Source organism: Mycobacterium sp. NGS45 (genome assembly GCF_059812645.1).
On record NZ_JCALDB010000005.1, the window covers coordinates 108,435 to 124,722 of the forward strand.

The following is a 16,288-nucleotide window of genomic DNA, read 5'->3' on the forward strand; positions in this document are numbered from 1 at the left end:
TGGTGCGACGCGCTGCGGCGATTCTCAATCCTGAGCGTACGAGGTCTCGTCGGGATCGTCGGAACGGTCTCCCGGCGACTTGCAGCAATGCTGCAACCACAGTCCAGCAACGGCCAATGCCAGCGCGCACACCGCGGCCACGACGGTTCCGGGCAGGTCGTGCGTCGCCACTTCCAGGTCCTGATTGCGCAGCAGGTAGGCCAGCACGGCCAGCCACCAGCCCAGCACCACGGCGCCCACCCAGGCCGAGGCCTTGGCGATCACCACGGTGCGGGCCACCACCAACGGATCCAGCCGACCGCCGCCGATACCGATCTGACCTGCACCGATCTTATTGCGCACGGTGAAGCCCCAGATCGCCTCCAGGACCGCCACCGCGGCCAGCGAAGTACCGGTCCACAGCGTCAGCGGCGGGAACCAGCGGTACAGCAGCAGCACCGCCAGGTAGCCGGCCACCGCGGCGGCAAGCACCGCCGCGGCCAGGTCACGTACGCGCGTCGGGCCCATGCAACTCCCAGGAGGTCAGCTGGACGCCGCTGCGCTCATCGTCATGCAGGGCCGCGAGCAACTCGGCCGCCGGACGCAGTCGGCCGGCCACGCCGAGTTGGGCCGTCGGATCGACGTCGAGCCACGGGATCAGCACGAAGGCACGCTGATGAGCCAGCGGGTGCGGGAGGGTGAGCTCCGCGGTGCCGGACTCGACCGGACCGTCCTCGTCGGTGACCGCCACCAGATCCACGTCCAGGGTGCGCGGACCCCACTTCTGGGTGCGCACCCGCTCGGCGTCCTGTTCGATCTGCTGGGCCAACCGCAACCAGCCGAGACCGTCCAGGTCCGGGTCCTCGGCCAGCACCACCGCGTTGAGGAACGCATCCTGTTCGACGCCGCCCCACGGTGCGGTCTCATACACCGGCGAACAGCACTGCACCCGCGCGCCGAGCGCGTCGACCGCGCCCTGCAGTCGGGCCAGTCGGTCCCCCAGGTTGGAGCCCAGCGACAACACCACCCGACTCACAGGGCACCTGCCGCTCGGCCGCCGCGGCGCGATCTGCGTGCCACCACGGCGACGTCGGCGAAGGTCAGCGGGATCGGTGCGTGCGGTTTGTGCACGGTGACCTCGACGGCGTGCACGCGTTCGTCGGTCAGCACGTCGTCGGCGATCTCGGCGGCGACCGTCTCGATCAGGTTGCGGGCCGGTCCGCCGACCACCGCGGCCGCGCGTTGGGCCAGCACACCGTAGTCATAGGTGTCGGCGAGCTGATCGCTGGCCGCTGCTGCCGCCAGCTCCAGCCAGACCACGATGTCGATGACGAAGTCCTGACCGTCGCGGCGCTCATGGTCGAAGACACCGTGATTGCCGCGAACGGTCAAGCCGCGCAGTTCGATTCGGTCAGCCATCGGCCCTCCCGCCGGACTCCCAGGCACCCAGCACGGCCAACGCATCCACCGTGGCCCGGACGTCGTGTACCCGGACACCCCAGACGCCGGCGTCGGCGGCCAACGCCGAGATCACCGCGGTGGCGACCTCGCGGCCGTCCGGCGGCCGCAGTGCACCGTCGGGGCCGGAGAGCAGCGCGCCGAGGAACCGCTTGCGGGAGGCTCCGATCAGCACCGGGATACCGCTGTCGACGAACCGCGGCAGCTCGGCCAGCAGCGCCCAGTTGTGCTGCGCGGTCTTGGCGAAGCCCAGCCCGGGGTCGATGATCAAGTTCTCCGGTCGCACCCCGGCGGCCACCGCCCGCTCGACACTCTCGGTCAACTCCGCCGACACCTCGGCGACCACGTCGGCGTAGTCCGGAACAGCGTGCGGTTGCGCGGCTTTCACCGAACGCCAGTGCATCAACACCCACGGCACCCCGGCCTCGGCCAGCAGCGGCGCCATGGCCGGATCGACCCGGCCACCGGAGACGTCGTTGACGATGCTGGCACCGCAGTCCAGCGCAGCCCGGGCCACTTCGGCGTGCATGGTGTCGACGCTGACCGTGATCCCTTGCGCAGCAAGCACTTCGACCACCGGAATGACGCGGCGCAGTTCGACCGTGGGATCGATGCGCACCGCACCGGGCCGGGTCGATTCCCCGCCCACGTCGATGATGGTGGCGCCCTCGGCCACCAGGGACAGCCCGTGTGCCACGGCGCGGTCCACGTCCAGGTAGCGGCCACCGTCGGAGAAGGAGTCCTCGGTGACGTTGACGACCCCCATCACCTGGGTGCGCACCCCGGTCTGCGCCATCATTTACGCAGGATGAGTTCCAGCGCCTCGGCCCGAGATGCGTTGTCGGTCTTGAACTGTCCACGCACCGCAGAGGTGGTGGTGATGGCGCCCGGTTTGCGCACCCCGCGCATCGCCATGCACAGATGCTCGGCCTCGACCACGACGATCACCCCGCGCGGGTCCAGTTTGCGCATCACCGCGTCGGCGATCTGACCGGTCAGCCGCTCCTGCACCTGGGGGCGCTTGGCGTACAGATCGACCACCCGGGCGATCTTGGACAGACCGGTGATGCGCCCGTCGGCGCCGGGGATGTAGCCCACGTGCGCCACCCCGTGGAAGGACACCAGATGGTGCTCGCAGGTGGAGTACATCGGGATCTCCTTGACCAGCACCAGTTCGTCGTGTTGCTCGTCGAAGGTGGTGTTCAACACGTCGTCGGGGTCGACGTACAGACCGGCGAACAGTTCGCGGTAGGCGCGCGCGACCCGGGCCGGGGTGTCTTGCAGACCATGCCGGTCGGGATCTTCCCCGATGGCCAGCAGCAACTCCCGCACCGCCGCTTCAGCTCGCGGTTGGTCGAAGGTGGGCAGGTTTACCGTCGCCGCATTGGGTGCGGACGCCGTGGAACCCATGGATGCTCCGTTCGTCATCAGCCGTTCGCCGGGGGGTTGGGCCGGTTCGGGTCGCCGCCGTGCCAATCCCCGGACGGCGCTGCGCCTTCCGGACGATGCTGCGGCGGAGGTTGCTGATGCGGGTAGGGCTGCTGACCCGGCTGGTACGGCGGCTGCGCCGGCCAGCCGCCCGACGGCGCGGGCGCCGGACTCGGTGCGGGCCAACCACTTTGGTCCTGCGGCGGCCAACCCGGGGCATGCCAACCGGCGGGCGCCCCGTAGTCCGGCTGGGTGGCACCGGGGGTGGGCGCGCCGTTGCCGGCACGTGAGCCGTCGGCGCCGGGCGAGCCCGGGCCGTGCGACCCGTTGGGCCCGTTGTGCGGCGCCGCGCCGGCCGCGGCGATTGCGGTCTTGAACGCTGGCTCGGGCACCGGCTTGGGCCATTCCTCGCCGCGTTCGATGGCCAGTTCGCCCGGGGTCTTGATGGGCGGTTTGTCCGACGGGATGCGGCCACCGAAGTCGTCGAACGCGGTGATCCGAGGCCGCTTCTTGACGTCGGCGAGCACCACCTGCAGCTCCGGCTTGTGCAGGGTCTCCTTCTCCAGCAACGCGCCGGCCAACCGGTCCAGGGCGTCGCGGTTCTCGGTGAGGATCTCCCAGGCTTCGGTGTGCGCGGCCTCGATCAGCTTGCGCACCTCTTCGTCGATCTCCCGGGCCACCTCATGGCTGTAGTCCGGTTGGGTGCCCATGGTGCGGCCCAGGAACGGGTCACCGTGTTCGGTGCCGTATTTGACCGCGCCCAGCTTCGCGCTCATGCCGTATTCGGTGACCATCGCGCGGGCAATCTTGGTGGCCTGCTCGATGTCGGAGGACGCCCCGGTGGTGGGCTCGCGGAACACCAGCTCCTCGGCGGCGCGACCGCCCATCGCGAACACCAGTCGGGCGATCATCTCCGAGCGGGTCATCAGACCCTTGTCGTCCTCGGGCACCGCCATGGCGTGCCCGCCGGTGCGGCCGCGGGCCAGGATGGTCACCTTGTAGATCGGTTCGATGTCCGGCATCGCCCAGCCGGCCAGCGCGTGCCCGCCCTCGTGGTAAGCGGTGATCTTCTTCTCGTGCTCGCTGATGATCCGACTCTTGCGCCGCGGACCGCCGACCACGCGGTCGACGGCTTCCTCGAGCGCGGGCCCGGTGATCACCGAGCCGTTCTCGCGCGCGGTCAGCAGCGCGGCCTCGTTGATCACGTTGGCCAGATCGGCGCCGGACATCCCGACCGTGCGCTTGGCCAGACCGTCCAGGTCGGCGTCCGGCGCGATCGGCTTGCCCTGTGCATGCACCCGCAGCACCGCCTTGCGGCCGGCCAGGTCCGGAGCCGAGACCGGGATCTGGCGGTCGAAGCGGCCGGGGCGCAACAGCGCGGGGTCCAGGATGTCGGGGCGGTTGGTGGCCGCGATCAGGATGACACCCTGCCGGTCACCGAAACCGTCCATCTCGACCAGCAGCTGATTGAGCGTCTGCTCGCGCTCGTCGTGGCCACCGCCGAGTCCGGCGCCACGCTGCCGGCCGACGGCGTCGATCTCGTCGACGAAGATGATGCACGGGCTGTTGGCCTTGGCCTGCTCGAACAGGTCACGCACCCGAGAGGCGCCGACACCGACGAACATCTCGACGAAGTCCGAACCCGAGATCGTGAAGAACGGCACCCCGGCCTCACCGGCCACGGCGCGCGCCAGCAGCGTCTTACCGGTGCCGGGCGGGCCGTAGAGCAGCACGCCCTTGGGGATCTTGGCGCCCAGCGCCTGATACCGGGTCGGGTTCTGCAGGAAGTCCTTGATCTCGTAGAGCTCCTCGACCGCCTCGTCGGCACCGGCCACGTCGGCGAAGGTGGTCTTGGGCATGTCCTTGGTGAGCTGTTTGGCCCGCGACTTGCCGAAGCCGAAGCCCATCCGGCCGCCGCCCTGCATCCGGGAGAACATCACGAACAGCGCGACCAGCAGCAACAGCGGCAGCATGGTGATCAGCGCGGTACCCAGCCAGTTGCCCGGGTTGACCGTCGTGTTGGTGTCGACGTTCTTGGCCCGCAGCTGGTCCAGCAGCGGAGTGCCGTACCCGGTGGGGAACTTGGTGATGATCTGCTTGGCGTCCGAGGTCTGGTCGGTGCCGTTCGTCAGATCCAGCCGCAGCTGTTGTTCGCGGTCGTCGATCCGCGCGTGCTCGACGTTGCCGGCTTCGATCTGCGCCAGCGCGACGGTGGTGTCGACCTCTTTGTACGCGCGGGTGTCGTCGCCGAAATAGAAGAAGGACCACCCCAGGAAGAGGACGGCGGCGATCACCACCAGGGTCCGGATCACGGTCTTTCGGTTCATCGCTTGCTTCGACCGGCCGTGCCCAGCGCCGGTCAGGTCCTTCCGATACGTGCGAACGAGTACTTCAGGCTACCGCTAGACCAACGAACGGAAGTTCCCGCCGGTGTGCTTGGCTGAGTCGATGGAGCTGTCCCACGTACGTCAGGTCCAACTCGACGGTGTCCGGTTGCGCGTCCATCAGGCCGGGGAGCGCGACGCCCCGGCGGTGATCCTGGCACATGGCTTCCCCGAACTGGCGTTTTCCTGGCGGCACCAGATTCCGGTGCTGGCCACCGCCGGCTACCACGTGATCGCGCCCGACCAGCGGGGTTACGGCGGGTCCAGCCGCCCGGAGCCGGTCGAGGACTACGACATCCACGCCTTGTCCGGGGATCTGGTCGCTCTGCTCGACGTGCTGGTCGGCCCCGCCAGCCAGGCGGTGTTCGTCGGCCACGATTGGGGCGCACTAGTGGTCTGGCAGACCGTGCTGCTGCACCCGGACCGGGTGCGCGCGGCCGTCGGGCTCTCGGTGCCGCCGATCCCGCGGGCCCGCACCCGGCCCACCGAGGCCTGGCTGAGCAAGTTCGGTCCGGATTTCTACATGCTGCGGTTCCAGACGCCCGGGCTGGCCGACGCCGAGTTGGGCGCCGACCCGGCGGCCACCATGCGCCAGATGTTCACCGGCAGCTTCGACCCGCAGGCGGCGCTGCCGGACTGGCTGTCCCAGGCCGAGTTCGAGCACTACGTCACCGAGTTCGAGCGCACCGGATTCACCGGAGCGCTGAACTGGTACCGCAACTACGACCGCAACTGGGCCTCGACCCCGCAGCTGGCCGATGCGTCGTTCACGATCCCGGCGATGTTCGTGGCCGGCACCGACGATCCCGTGCAGGCCACCATGCGCCCCGAGCGGGCCCGGGAACTGGCCCGCGGGCCCTATCGCGAGGAATGGATCCCAGGCGCCGGTCACTGGCTGCAGCAGGACAGTGCCGAACGGGTGAACCAGCTGCTACTGGAGTTCCTTGCGGGGCTCGACACCGCCGCCGCCACCGATTCCGACGGCGGCGCCGTCGTGCACACCGTGCTGGACCCGCCCGCCGACCATTAGGGTGCGAGCATGCACTTCGTCGCCAATAGCTCTCGGCTGCTTCGGTTTTCCCTGGTCCTGCTGGTCGCAGCGATGGCCGCCGCGCTGACCGGCTGCGATACACCGTCGCCGGCTGCCCCGCTGGCCGATGGCGCGGTCCGGCAGGTGACGGTGCTGGGGACCGGCAGTGTGCAGGGCACGCCGGACACCCTGACCACGAATGTGGCGATCAGCTTCACCGCGCCCGACGTCACCGCGGCGATGAACCAGACCAACGAACGTCAGCAAGCCGTGATCGACACCCTGGTGGGCGCCGGGGTGGACCGCAACGACATCGCGACCACCGGGGTCAGCCTGCAACCGCAATACTCCGGTGGCGACGTCCCGGCCATCGTCGGCTACCAGGCCAGCAACACCATCGACGTCACGATCCGCGACATCGGCCTGGCGTCGCGGGTGCTGGCGATGATCGTCAGCACCGGCGGTGACGCCACCCGGATCAACTCGGTGAACTTCACCATCGACGACGATTCCAAGCTGCTCACCGACGCCCGTACCCGCGCGTTCGAGGACGCCAAGAACCGGGCGCAGCAGTACGCCGAGTTGTCCGGCCTACAACTCGGCGAGGTCATTTCGATCTCGGAGAGCACCGATTCGACCACCCCGCCGACCCCGATGCCGCGCGCCGCGATGACCGACGTGCCGCTGTCCCCGGGACAGCAGAGCGTGGAGTTCACCGTGACGGTGATCTGGGAGCTGCGCTGACCGCGAGCTGACCCGGGCCGCGGGTGGTCAGTCCAGCGGCGTGTGCGCCGAGACGTCCACCGGCACCCCGTTGAGCACCGCGGTGCCCGACAGCGGATCCAGCGTGCCGCCGTCGTTGAGTTGGTTGACGTTGGCCTCGGCCCAGCCGTGCGGCAGCGACACCACGCCGGCCCGGATGTCGTCGGTGACCTCGACCGGCACCAGCAGTTCGCCGCCGGGGCCCTTGACCACGGCGGTGTCACCCAGGCCGAGCTGTTCGGCGTCGTCGGGATGGATCCGCAGCGTGGCCCGGTTGCTGCCGCCGCGCAGGTGCATCCAACTGTTGTTGGAGCGCAGGTGACGGCGCCCGATCAGCACCAGGCCGTCGTCGCGGCGGTCCAGCGCGGTCCGTAACCGGGCCACATCGGTGACGACGGCGGGCGGCGCCAACTCCACCTTTCCGGATGGGGTGCGCAGGATTTCGGCCAGCCGCGGCTGCAGCGGCCCCAGGTCGATGCCGTGCGGGGCGGCCGCCAACCGCGCCAAGGTCAGCCCGTCCGGGTCGGCACCGAAACCGTCGCCGTAGGGACCCAACCGCAACATCATGTCCAACCGTCGTTCGTAGCCGGGGCCGTCGGCCAGCATCGCGGTCAGCTCGGCGACGTCGCGACCGGCGACCGGCGAATGCGGATCGGCGACCTCTTTGGCCAGGGTCGCGGCGATCACCTGGTCATCGGCCAGGGTGGGGTCGGCGTCGATACCCAACCCGAACACCAGCAGCGCGATCCGGGCCAGGATCTCGCACTCGTCGGGCCGGTCGTCATCCTGCGGCAGCACCGGCGGTGAGTAGCGCGCGTTGTTGCGCACCGCCAGGTTGTTGAGCACGAAGTCGAAATGCGGGCTCTGCGACGGCGGTGGTGGCGGCAAGATGACGTCGGCGTGCTGGGTGGTCTCGTTGAGATACGGGTCGATGCTGAGCATGAAGTCCACGCCGTCCAATGCGCGGGCCAGCCGCTCACCGTCGGGCACCGAGAGCACCGGGTTGCCGGCGATCGTGATCAGCGCCCGCACCTGCCCCGCACCCGGGGTGTCGAGCTCCTCGGCCAACGCCACCGCGGGGAATTCCGAGGCCACCTCGGGATGGCCGGACACCCGGCTGTGCCACCGGCCGACGGCGAACCCGCGGCCGGTGTGCGGCGGGCGCGGCTTCGTGGCGGTGGCCGACAACGGGAAGAGCACACCGCCGGGCCGGTCCAGGTTGCCGGTCAGCACGTTGATCACCTCGACCAGCCAGCTGCCCAGTGTGCCGAACTCGACGGTCGAGGTGCCGAGCCGGCCGTACACCGCGGCGCTGGGCGCCGCAGCGATCTCGCGGGCCAGCGTGCGGATGTCCTCGGCGGCCACCCCGCAGTACTGCGCGACGGTCTCCGGGATGAAGTCACGCGCCAGCGCGCGCACCTGGTCGACGCCGTCCACCAGGTGCGCCTGGCCGCCCAAGTCGGGATCGACCAGGTCCTCGTCGAACAGCACGTGCACCACGGCGAACAGCAGCGCGGCGTCGGTGCCCGGGCGCGGCGCCAGATGCCGGTCGGCTTGCGCCGCGGTGCGGGTGCGGGCCGGGTCGATGACGGTCAGCCGGCCGCCGCGCCGGCGCAGCGCCCTGAGCTTGCCGACGAAGTCGGGGGCCGTGGTGACGCTGCCGTTGGACACCAGCGGGTTGGCGCCGATGATCACCAGGTGGTCGGTGCGGTCCAGGTCGGGCACCGGGAAGGTGAACGGGTTGCCGAACAGGTGCCCGAGCGCGACCTGTTTGGGCATCTGATCCAGCGTGCTGGCCGAGAACACGTTGCGGGTGCCCAGCGCCTTGGTCACCATCGGCGCATACAGCGCACCGGCGACGGTGTGCGCGTTCGGGTTGCCCAGGTACACCGCAACCGAGGGTCCGCCGTGCTCGGCCAGCACCGCGCCGAGGCGCTGCGCCACGACCGCGAACGCCTCGTCCCAGCTCACCTCGGTCAGCACGCCGTCGCGCCGGACCAGCGGCTGGGTCAGCCGGGCCGGGTCGGAATCGAGTTCGCCGAAACTGGCGCCCTTGGGGCAGATGAAGCCCGCGCTGAACACGTCGTCGTCGTCGCCACGCGCGGCGATCACCCGGGGGCCGTCCAGGGTCAGACGCAGTCCGCAGGTGGCTTCGCAGATCGGGCAGATCCGTAATGCGTGGCGGGTGCTGCTGTCGGCGGTGCTCGTCATCTCCGCCCCCAAGTCCTCTAGTGGCTGTAGACCTTCGGTTCCAGTGTGCCGATGTAGGGCAGATCGCGGTAGCGCTCGGCGTAATCGAGTCCGTAACCGACCACGAACTCGTTGGGGATGTCGAAGCCCACGTGGGCGATGTCGACGGCCGCGCGCAGGGCTTCGGGTTTGCGCAGCAACGTGCACACCTTCAGCGAGCGCGGCTGGCGGGTGGCCAGGTTGCGCAGCAGCCAGGACAGCGTCAGCCCGGAGTCCACGATGTCCTCGACGATCAGGACGTCGCGGTCGTGGATGTCGCGGTCGAGGTCCTTGAGGATGCGCACCACCCCCGACGACGACGTCGACGAACCGTAGGAGCTGACCGCCATGAATTCCAGCTGGGTGGGCACCGGCAGCGCGCGGGCCAGATCGGTCACGAACATCACCGCGCCCTTGAGCACCGTGATCAGCAGCAGATCCTGATCACCCGGATCGGCCGCGTAATCGGCGGCGATGTCCGCGGCGAGTTCTGCGGTGCGCTGCCGGATCTGCTGCTCGGACAGCAGCACCGACTTGATGTCACCCGGGTACAACTCGGCAGTTTGCGCTGACACGTGCACAGCGTGCCATACCTCAGATTGGTTCGTCGCGCAGCCGGAGTTGCCCGGCTCGTCGTTCGGCGAACCGCCGGTGCCCGGTGGGCGTCGCGGTGCGCGCGGTCCCGACCGCCACCCCGCCCTGGCCGCGCCAGCGGGTGACCAGGGCGTCGACCGCCCGCAGCTGCTGGTAGGTCAGTCCACGCGCACCGGCGGCCAGCAGCCACAACCGCAACACCCGCAGCCGCACCGCGGGCGCCAAGGGTTGCAGCGCAGCGACGTCGAGCCCGGTCGATCCGCCATCGGCGACGCGGGCGCTGCGCAACGCGTAGGTGGCCAACGCGTCGAGCAGCTCGCCGTCCAGCTGCAGCAGATCGGCGGTACGGGCCAACGCCTCGGCGACCCCGCCGCCGAGCACCTGCTCGAGCAGCGGCAGCACTTCGTGGCGCAACCGGGCCCGGGTGAACGCGAGGTCGCTGTTGTGCGGATCCCGCCACGGCACCAGCCCCAGTTCGGCGCACACCGTCTCGGTGGCAGCGCGCCGCACGCCCAGCAGCGGCCGGCCCCACGGGGGCTGATAACTGCGCATGCCGGCGATCGAGCGGGGGCCGGAGCCGCGGCCCAACCCCAGCAGCACGGTCTCGGCCTGATCGTCGAGGGTGTGTCCGATCAACACCGGCGCACCGGCGCGGGCCGCATCCAGGGCCGCGTAGCGCGCGCTGCGGGCGGCCGCCTCCAGGCCACCTTCGGTTCCGACACACACCGGAAGGACATGGGCTGCAACGCATCCCAGGTCCATGGCCTGGCGGCGGGCAGTCTCGGCAACCGCGGCGGAGTCGGCCTGCAGACCGTGGTCGACGATCAGCGCGACGGTGGGCAACAGTTCGGCGGCCACCGCGGTCAGCGCCAGCGAATCCGCGCCACCGGACAGCGCGACGCACCAGCGCTCACAGCCGGGCAGCTGGATGCGGGCGAATTCGGTTACCGTGGACCGTAATTCGGCTACAGAACGCGGTCGATCCATCGCTGCGGATCATCGATCTCAGCCGGCCGGGGCAGTGTCTCCGCACCCGTCCAGATCACGTTGAACCGGTCCATGCCGACTCGTCCCACCACGTGGTCGACGAACGCCTTACCCCGGGTGTACTGCGCCAGCTTGGCGTCCACACCGATCAGTGCGCGCAGGAGTCGTTGCAGCGGAGACTGTTTGCGATTGCGTCGATCGTCGAACCGGCTGCGGATGGTGGCCACCGACGGCACCACGGCCGGGCCCACCGCGTCCATCACGTGATCGGCGTGCCCTTCGAGCAGCGTGGCGAGCACCAGCAGCCGATCCAAAGCCGCACGCTGAGCCTCGGTTTGGATGGCCCGCATGAACCCGACCATGCCGTCCTTGCGGTCGCGGGCGAACTCGGCGAGCCGACCGATCACCACCTTGAGGTCCTCGGTGCCGTCCTGGGTGAGCACCGCCAGCGAGTCGATCATGTAGCCGGCCAGCCACGGGTGGGCGGTGAACTGCACTCGGTGGGTCACCTCGTGCAGACAGACCCAGAGCCGGAAATCGTCAGGCTGCACCCGCAGTTGACGTTCCACCGCAATCACGTTGGGGTAGACCAACAGCAGTTGGCCGCCGTCCACGCCGAACGGGTCGTACTGGCCCAGGATGCCGGCCGACACGAACGCCAGCACCGCGCCGGACTGCACGCCGGTGAGCCGGCCGGCCAGGGCACCGACCAGACCCCGCCGGGAGGCCTGCTCGGCGTTGGTCATGGCGCGCATCGATTCGGTGGCGGCGCGGATCCACTGCGGCCGGTCCACGATGCGCGCCTCCGGCACCGGGTGGTCGGTGCCCAATCGGGTCACCTCCCGCACCGGTGGTTCGGCGGCCCGGGCCGCGCTGGTCAGCTGTTCGATCACCTGGCTGCGGGTGTAGTCGCTGATCGGCGGTGCGGGCCGGGCCAACCGGGCCCCGACGGTCGCGGCGAAGTCCCAGTCCACCGCATCGCCGACGGCGATCCGGGCGGCCGGTTCGGCGCTCATCGGGTGCACCCGCAGGACCGCAGCGTGGCGGCCAGGGCGTCGATCGCGGTGCGGCCGGTGGGCCCGGCGTTGTTGGAGATGAACGAGAACGTCAGGACCCGGCCGCTCTGGTCGGTGACCACCCCGGACAGCGCGTTGGTGCCGGTCAGCGATCCGGTCTTGGCGCGCAGCCAGCCGGCTGCCGCGCCGACGGCGTCCGCGCCCAGGAACCGCTCGGAGAGGGTTCCGCTGCCGCCGGCAATCGGCAACAGGTCCAGCAGCGGACGCAGCTTGGGCTGGTCGGTCCCGCTGGCAGCGCCCACCACGGTGTCCAGGGTGCGGGCGGTGAGCCGGTCATCGACCGACAGACCGCTGGAATCGAACAGCACCGCGCGGGAGGTGTCGATGTCGGCGGCGGCCAGCTGGGTGAGCACCGCGTCGGCGGCACCGGTGAAGCTCTGCGGGCGATTGAGTTCGGCGGCCACCTCGCGGCCGATGCTCTCGGCCATCACGTTGTCCGAGGCATACATCATCTGGCGCAGCCGCTCGATCAACGGCGCGGACTGCACCGCGGCGAGCTCGTCGCCGGTGGCCGGCCCGGGCAGCGCCGTGACCTTGGCCGGATCGACCCCCAGGGCGTCCGCGAGCGCGCGGCCGGCGTCCAACGCCGGGGTCAGCGAGCGCCGAGACTCGACGGTGGTGGGCTGGGTGCGGCCCGCGTCGAGCATGACGGATTCGATCGGGGCAATGTCGCCGCCCTCGATGTCGGCCGGATCCCAACCCTGGGCCAGCTTGGGTCCGCTGTAGCGCGAGGTGTCCACTGCGACGGCAGTGACCTTGAACCCGCTGTCCTTGACCTGCTTGGCCAGGTCGCTGATCCGGGCGGCCTCGCGGTACCAGGTGTCCTGGCCCGGGGCCGCCGCCGACAGCGTCGGGTCACCGCCACCGACCAGCACCACCAGGCCGGATTTGGTTCCGGCCTCGGCCGCGACGACCTTGGTGGTCAGCCGGGTGTCGCGGGGCATGGTCAGCAGCGCGGCCGCCGCGGTCAACACCTTGTTGGTCGACGCCGGCTGCATGGGCACGTCGTCACCCTGGCTCCACAGCTCGGCGCCGGTCAGCGCATCGGTGACCAGACCGGTCAGAACCCCCAGGTTGGGATCGGCCAACGGCGTCCGCAGGGTTGCCGCCAGCCCGGCCGGAGTCGGCTTCGGCGCGCTGTCGGACACCGGTCGAACACCCGGGTTGGCCACCGCCGGAGCCGGGGCCGGCAGGGCCGCTTGGCTCCTCTGGTGCCCGCCCACCCACATCAGGACCGCGGCCACCACCGCGATCACCGTGACGAGCACGCCGAAGCCGACGGCCAGGTGCTTCGACGGTCGCCAACGGCTGGGATGCATGCATGCAGGGTATCGTCCCGACTGGCAGCCAGCCGCGACCCGCAAACCCCGAGCAGGTGCCGGATCGGCGCGGCATTTAGTGTTTGCACCCGACGAACGACTGACAGATTTCCGGCAAAGGAGCTCAAGCCGATGGAATTCGACGTGACCATCGAGATCCCCAAGGGGCAGCGCAACAAGTACGAGGTCGACCACGAAACCGGTCGGGTCAAGCTGGACCGCTACCTGTTCACGCCGATGGGCTATCCGGCCGACTACGGATTCATCGAGGACAGCCTCGGTGAGGACGGCGACCCGCTGGACGCCATGGTGCTGCTGCCGGAGTCGGTGTTTCCCGGTGTGATCGTCGAAGCCCGCCCGGTCGGCATGTTCAACATGACCGACGAGGCCGGCGGCGACGCCAAGGTGCTGTGCGTCCCGGCCGATGACCCGCGTTGGGATCACGTCCAGGACATCGGCGACGTGTCACAGTTCGAACTGGACGCGATCAAGCACTTCTTCGTGCACTACAAGGACCTGGAGCCGGGCAAGTTCGTCAAGACCGCCGACTGGGTGGGCCGCGCCGAGGCCGAGGCCGAAGTCACCCGCTCGCTGGAGCGGTTCAAACAAGCCGGGCACTGAATTTGCACCGCGGTAACACGCGGTAACCCGGTCGTGGCATGAGCGGTCGATGATGACGGCGTGCTGCTGCATCAGGGGATCGGTTTGGCGGCGTTCAACGCGTTGCCGCAGCGCCGCGCCGTACACGCACTGTACGAGTGCTGCAACTGTGTGACATTGGCTGCCGACCTGGCTGCCGGCCGCCCGTATGCCGACCACGAATCGCTGTTCCGGGCCGCCGACGCGCTGTTGTTCGATTTGCCCGACGCCGGCCTCGATCGGCTGTTGAGTACCTGCTCGCATGTCGGGTGCCGGCCCCGCAGCGTGCGTTCGGCCGCCGAGCAGTGTTCGGTGTGGGACGACGACGCGGCGGTGATGGCCGAACTCGAGGCCTCCGCGCAGCGCTACCGCGAGCGGTTCGGCTTCGAGTTCGTGATGTACGTCAACGGGTTCGGCGCCGACGGCGTATTGACCGCGATCACCGACCGGTTGCACCACGACGAGCAGACCGAGCTCAAGGTGGTGCGCAACGAGTTGGCCCGGATCTACCGCAGCCGACTGGAACGTCTGCTCGGCCCCGAGGGCGGTTACCAGAACTACTGGTGAGCTTGCTGCGGCTAAGCCAGGCTGTCGAGCACCGACCGGTACTCGTCGGCCTGTTCGGGCGTGATGCCGGCGCTGCCGCCGAGACTGAACGTCAGCAGGATATTGCCCTTGCTGTGGCTTTCGTCGGGACCCCACAACCGGGCCGCGTTGGCCAGTTCGTCGGGGGACGGGAACTGGACCACGTCGACACCACCGTTGGTGAACATCTGCACGCAGTGAATCTGCGAACACATGCCTCCTTCGGTGGCGTCCATCGGGGAATCGGCCGGTAGGCCACCGGCGATGATCAATGCATCGAGGACCTGCGCGGCCGTCACGTCGACCGGACCGACCGGCGGGTTCACCGCGGGACTGGCCGGGCAGAGCACGGTGTTCAGCGACTGCACCTGGGGCTCGGTGGGATCTGCTCCGGTGGTGAAAGTGCCGTAGGCGAGCCGTGATTCGATGTCCGGAGTCGCGATACCGCACTGGAAGGCCACGAAGAATTCACCGGTCTGATCCGAGTGCTGGTCGGCCACCGCCTCGACGATCTGGCGGTACTGCTGGTCGTCGAGGACCTCGTCGACGGTCACCATCAGCAGGTTGGGTTGGCGGCCTGCGGTCACCGTGTAGTCGGGCGCGGCAACGTCCGCGGTGTCCGCGGTGTCCGCGGTGTCGGAGCCGGAGTCCGGCGACGACGAACATGACACCGCGATGAATGCGGTCAGCGCCAATACGCCGATCCGGGCAAAGCTGGCGCGACGCGACATCAAGACCTCCTGGAAGCTCGCGCCGACCTTAGCGCGCGCGGTCAGCCCTCTTCTTCCTTGGCCAGGGCGCGGCTGCGGATCAGGCTGGCGATCATCGTGATGAACAAGGTCAGCACGATCACGCCCAGGCTCCACAGCGTCGGGATCTCGGGGACGTGCACGTTCTCGCCGCCGTTGATGAACGGCAGTTCGTTCTCGTGCAGGGCGTGCAGGAACAGCTTGACGCCGATGAACAGCAGGATGAACGCCAGCCCCTGGGACAGGAACACCAGCCGGTTGAGCATGTCGCCGAGCAGGAAGTACAGCTGGCGCAGGCCCATCAGCGCGAACACGTTGGCGGTGAACACGATGTAGGGCTCGCGGGTCAGCCCGTAGATGGCCGGAATCGAATCCAGCGCGAACATCAGGTCGGTGGTGCCCAGCGCAACGATCACCAGGAACATCGGCGTCATCAGACGCTGGCCGTTGCGGCGGACCCACAGCCGCAGCCCGTCCCACTCGTCGGTGAACTTCAGGTGCTTGCGGGCGACCTGGACCACCTTGTTGTCGCCGTCGTCACTGTGATCGGTCTCGCGGACCAGTTTGATGGCGGTGTAGACCAGGAACAGTCCGAATGCGTAGAACACCCAGGAGAACTTCTCGATCGCCACCGCGCCGGCCGCGATGAAGATGCCACGGAAGACCAGCGCCAGGATGATGCCGACCATCAGGGCCTGCTGCTGGAAGCGCCGCGGCACCTTGAAGCTGGCCATGATGATGATGAAGATGAACAGGTTGTCCACCGACAGGCTGTATTCGGTGAGCCAGCCCGCGAAGAACTCCAGACCGAACTGGCGGCCGTGGAATAACCACAGGAACACCCCGAATGCGATCGCCAGCCCGACGTAGAACGACAACGCGATCCCGCATTCCCGCATGGTCGGCTCGTGCGGACGACGCGCGATCACCAACACGTCGAAGAGCAGGATCGCGATCGTCACGCCCAGGGTGATAGCCCATTCGGCGGCGGAAACGTTCATGCAGAATTCCTCCGGTCGTCACTCACGCCAGAGGTCTCTTCCACCGTCGCTGACACGACGATCCACGG

Annotated in this window: 17 protein-coding genes; 4 read left to right on the forward strand and 13 right to left on the reverse strand. The window is 69.2% G+C overall.

Annotated elements, in window-relative coordinates; translation table 11 throughout:
* Positions 1-24: 24 nt before the first annotated feature.
* From AC5Y3P_RS06635 to ftsH, 6 genes are read right to left on the reverse strand one after another with little or no spacing between them, the layout of a single operon-like run.
* Positions 25-507, reverse strand: coding sequence for a DUF3180 domain-containing protein (locus AC5Y3P_RS06635; protein WP_500045101.1), 483 nt, complete (start codon positions 505-507; stop codon positions 25-27).
* Positions 485-1,015: a 2-amino-4-hydroxy-6-hydroxymethyldihydropteridine diphosphokinase gene (gene folK / locus AC5Y3P_RS06640; protein ID WP_500045102.1), complete on the reverse strand. Its 531-nt coding sequence runs from the start codon at positions 1,013-1,015 to the stop codon at positions 485-487. The genes AC5Y3P_RS06635 and folK overlap by 23 nt, the downstream gene beginning before the upstream one ends.
* A complete protein-coding gene (gene folB / locus AC5Y3P_RS06645; protein WP_500045103.1) occupies positions 1,012-1,398 on the reverse strand; it encodes a dihydroneopterin aldolase in 387 nt (128 codons plus the stop codon). Before folB ends, folK begins: the two co-directional genes overlap by 4 nt.
* A complete protein-coding gene (gene folP / locus AC5Y3P_RS06650) occupies positions 1,391-2,236 on the reverse strand; it encodes a dihydropteroate synthase (RefSeq protein ID WP_500045104.1) in 846 nt (281 codons plus the stop codon). Before folP ends, folB begins: the two co-directional genes overlap by 8 nt.
* On the reverse strand, positions 2,233-2,847 hold the full coding sequence (folE, locus tag AC5Y3P_RS06655) for a GTP cyclohydrolase I FolE (protein WP_500045105.1): 615 nt from the start codon (positions 2,845-2,847) through the stop codon (positions 2,233-2,235). Before folE ends, folP begins: the two co-directional genes overlap by 4 nt.
* 17 nt (positions 2,848-2,864) lie before the next feature.
* Positions 2,865-5,192: an ATP-dependent zinc metalloprotease FtsH gene (gene ftsH / locus AC5Y3P_RS06660; RefSeq protein WP_500045106.1), complete on the reverse strand. Its 2,328-nt coding sequence runs from the start codon at positions 5,190-5,192 to the stop codon at positions 2,865-2,867.
* 121 nt (positions 5,193-5,313) lie between these two features.
* Between ftsH and AC5Y3P_RS06665 the strand changes: the two genes are divergently transcribed.
* Entirely contained in the window at positions 5,314-6,279 is a 966-nt protein-coding gene (locus tag AC5Y3P_RS06665) for an alpha/beta fold hydrolase (protein ID WP_500045107.1), read from the forward strand.
* Positions 6,280-6,288: 9 nt separating this feature from the next.
* Complete coding sequence (locus AC5Y3P_RS06670) at positions 6,289-7,023, forward strand: SIMPL domain-containing protein (protein ID WP_500045108.1); 735 nt, start codon at positions 6,289-6,291, stop codon at positions 7,021-7,023.
* 27 nt (positions 7,024-7,050) lie between these two features.
* Here the strand turns inward: AC5Y3P_RS06670 and AC5Y3P_RS06675 are convergent, their stop codons facing one another.
* The 5 genes from AC5Y3P_RS06675 to dacB are packed head-to-tail and all read right to left on the reverse strand — an operon-like array spanning position 7,051 to position 13,246.
* On the reverse strand, positions 7,051-9,252 hold the full coding sequence (locus AC5Y3P_RS06675) for a molybdopterin-dependent oxidoreductase (RefSeq protein WP_500045109.1): 2,202 nt from the start codon (positions 9,250-9,252) through the stop codon (positions 7,051-7,053).
* 17 nt (positions 9,253-9,269) lie between these two features.
* Positions 9,270-9,851, reverse strand: a complete 582-nt coding sequence (gene hpt, locus AC5Y3P_RS06680; protein ID WP_500045110.1) for a hypoxanthine phosphoribosyltransferase — start codon at positions 9,849-9,851, stop codon at positions 9,270-9,272.
* 13 nt (positions 9,852-9,864) lie between these two features.
* On the reverse strand, positions 9,865-10,851 hold the full coding sequence (tilS, locus tag AC5Y3P_RS06685) for a tRNA lysidine(34) synthetase TilS (RefSeq protein WP_500045111.1): 987 nt from the start codon (positions 10,849-10,851) through the stop codon (positions 9,865-9,867).
* Positions 10,830-11,867 carry a zinc-dependent metalloprotease gene (locus tag AC5Y3P_RS06690; protein ID WP_500045112.1) on the reverse strand — a complete coding sequence of 346 codons (1,038 nt, stop codon included), beginning with the start codon at positions 11,865-11,867 and terminating at the stop codon, positions 10,830-10,832. Before AC5Y3P_RS06690 ends, tilS begins: the two co-directional genes overlap by 22 nt.
* Entirely contained in the window at positions 11,864-13,246 is a 1,383-nt protein-coding gene (dacB, locus tag AC5Y3P_RS06695) for a D-alanyl-D-alanine carboxypeptidase/D-alanyl-D-alanine endopeptidase (RefSeq protein ID WP_500045113.1), read from the reverse strand. Before dacB ends, AC5Y3P_RS06690 begins: the two co-directional genes overlap by 4 nt.
* 132 nt (positions 13,247-13,378) lie before the next feature.
* Here dacB and AC5Y3P_RS06700 point away from each other — a divergent pair, with 132 nt between their 5' ends.
* Both AC5Y3P_RS06700 and AC5Y3P_RS06705 read left to right on the forward strand, forming a co-directional pair.
* Positions 13,379-13,867, forward strand: coding sequence for an inorganic diphosphatase (locus tag AC5Y3P_RS06700; protein ID WP_500045114.1), 489 nt, complete (start codon positions 13,379-13,381; stop codon positions 13,865-13,867).
* A gap of 60 nt (positions 13,868-13,927) precedes the next feature.
* Positions 13,928-14,452, forward strand: coding sequence for a 2-oxo-4-hydroxy-4-carboxy-5-ureidoimidazoline decarboxylase (locus tag AC5Y3P_RS06705; RefSeq protein WP_500045115.1), 525 nt, complete (start codon positions 13,928-13,930; stop codon positions 14,450-14,452).
* 11 nt (positions 14,453-14,463) lie between these two features.
* Here AC5Y3P_RS06705 and AC5Y3P_RS06710 read toward each other — a convergent pair whose 3' ends face one another.
* Positions 14,464-15,201, reverse strand: coding sequence for a hypothetical protein (locus AC5Y3P_RS06710; protein ID WP_500045116.1), 738 nt, complete (start codon positions 15,199-15,201; stop codon positions 14,464-14,466).
* Between the two features lie 41 nt (positions 15,202-15,242).
* On the reverse strand, positions 15,243-16,220 hold the full coding sequence (locus AC5Y3P_RS06715) for a TerC family protein (RefSeq protein ID WP_500045117.1): 978 nt from the start codon (positions 16,218-16,220) through the stop codon (positions 15,243-15,245).
* Positions 16,221-16,288: the final 68 nt, after the last annotated feature.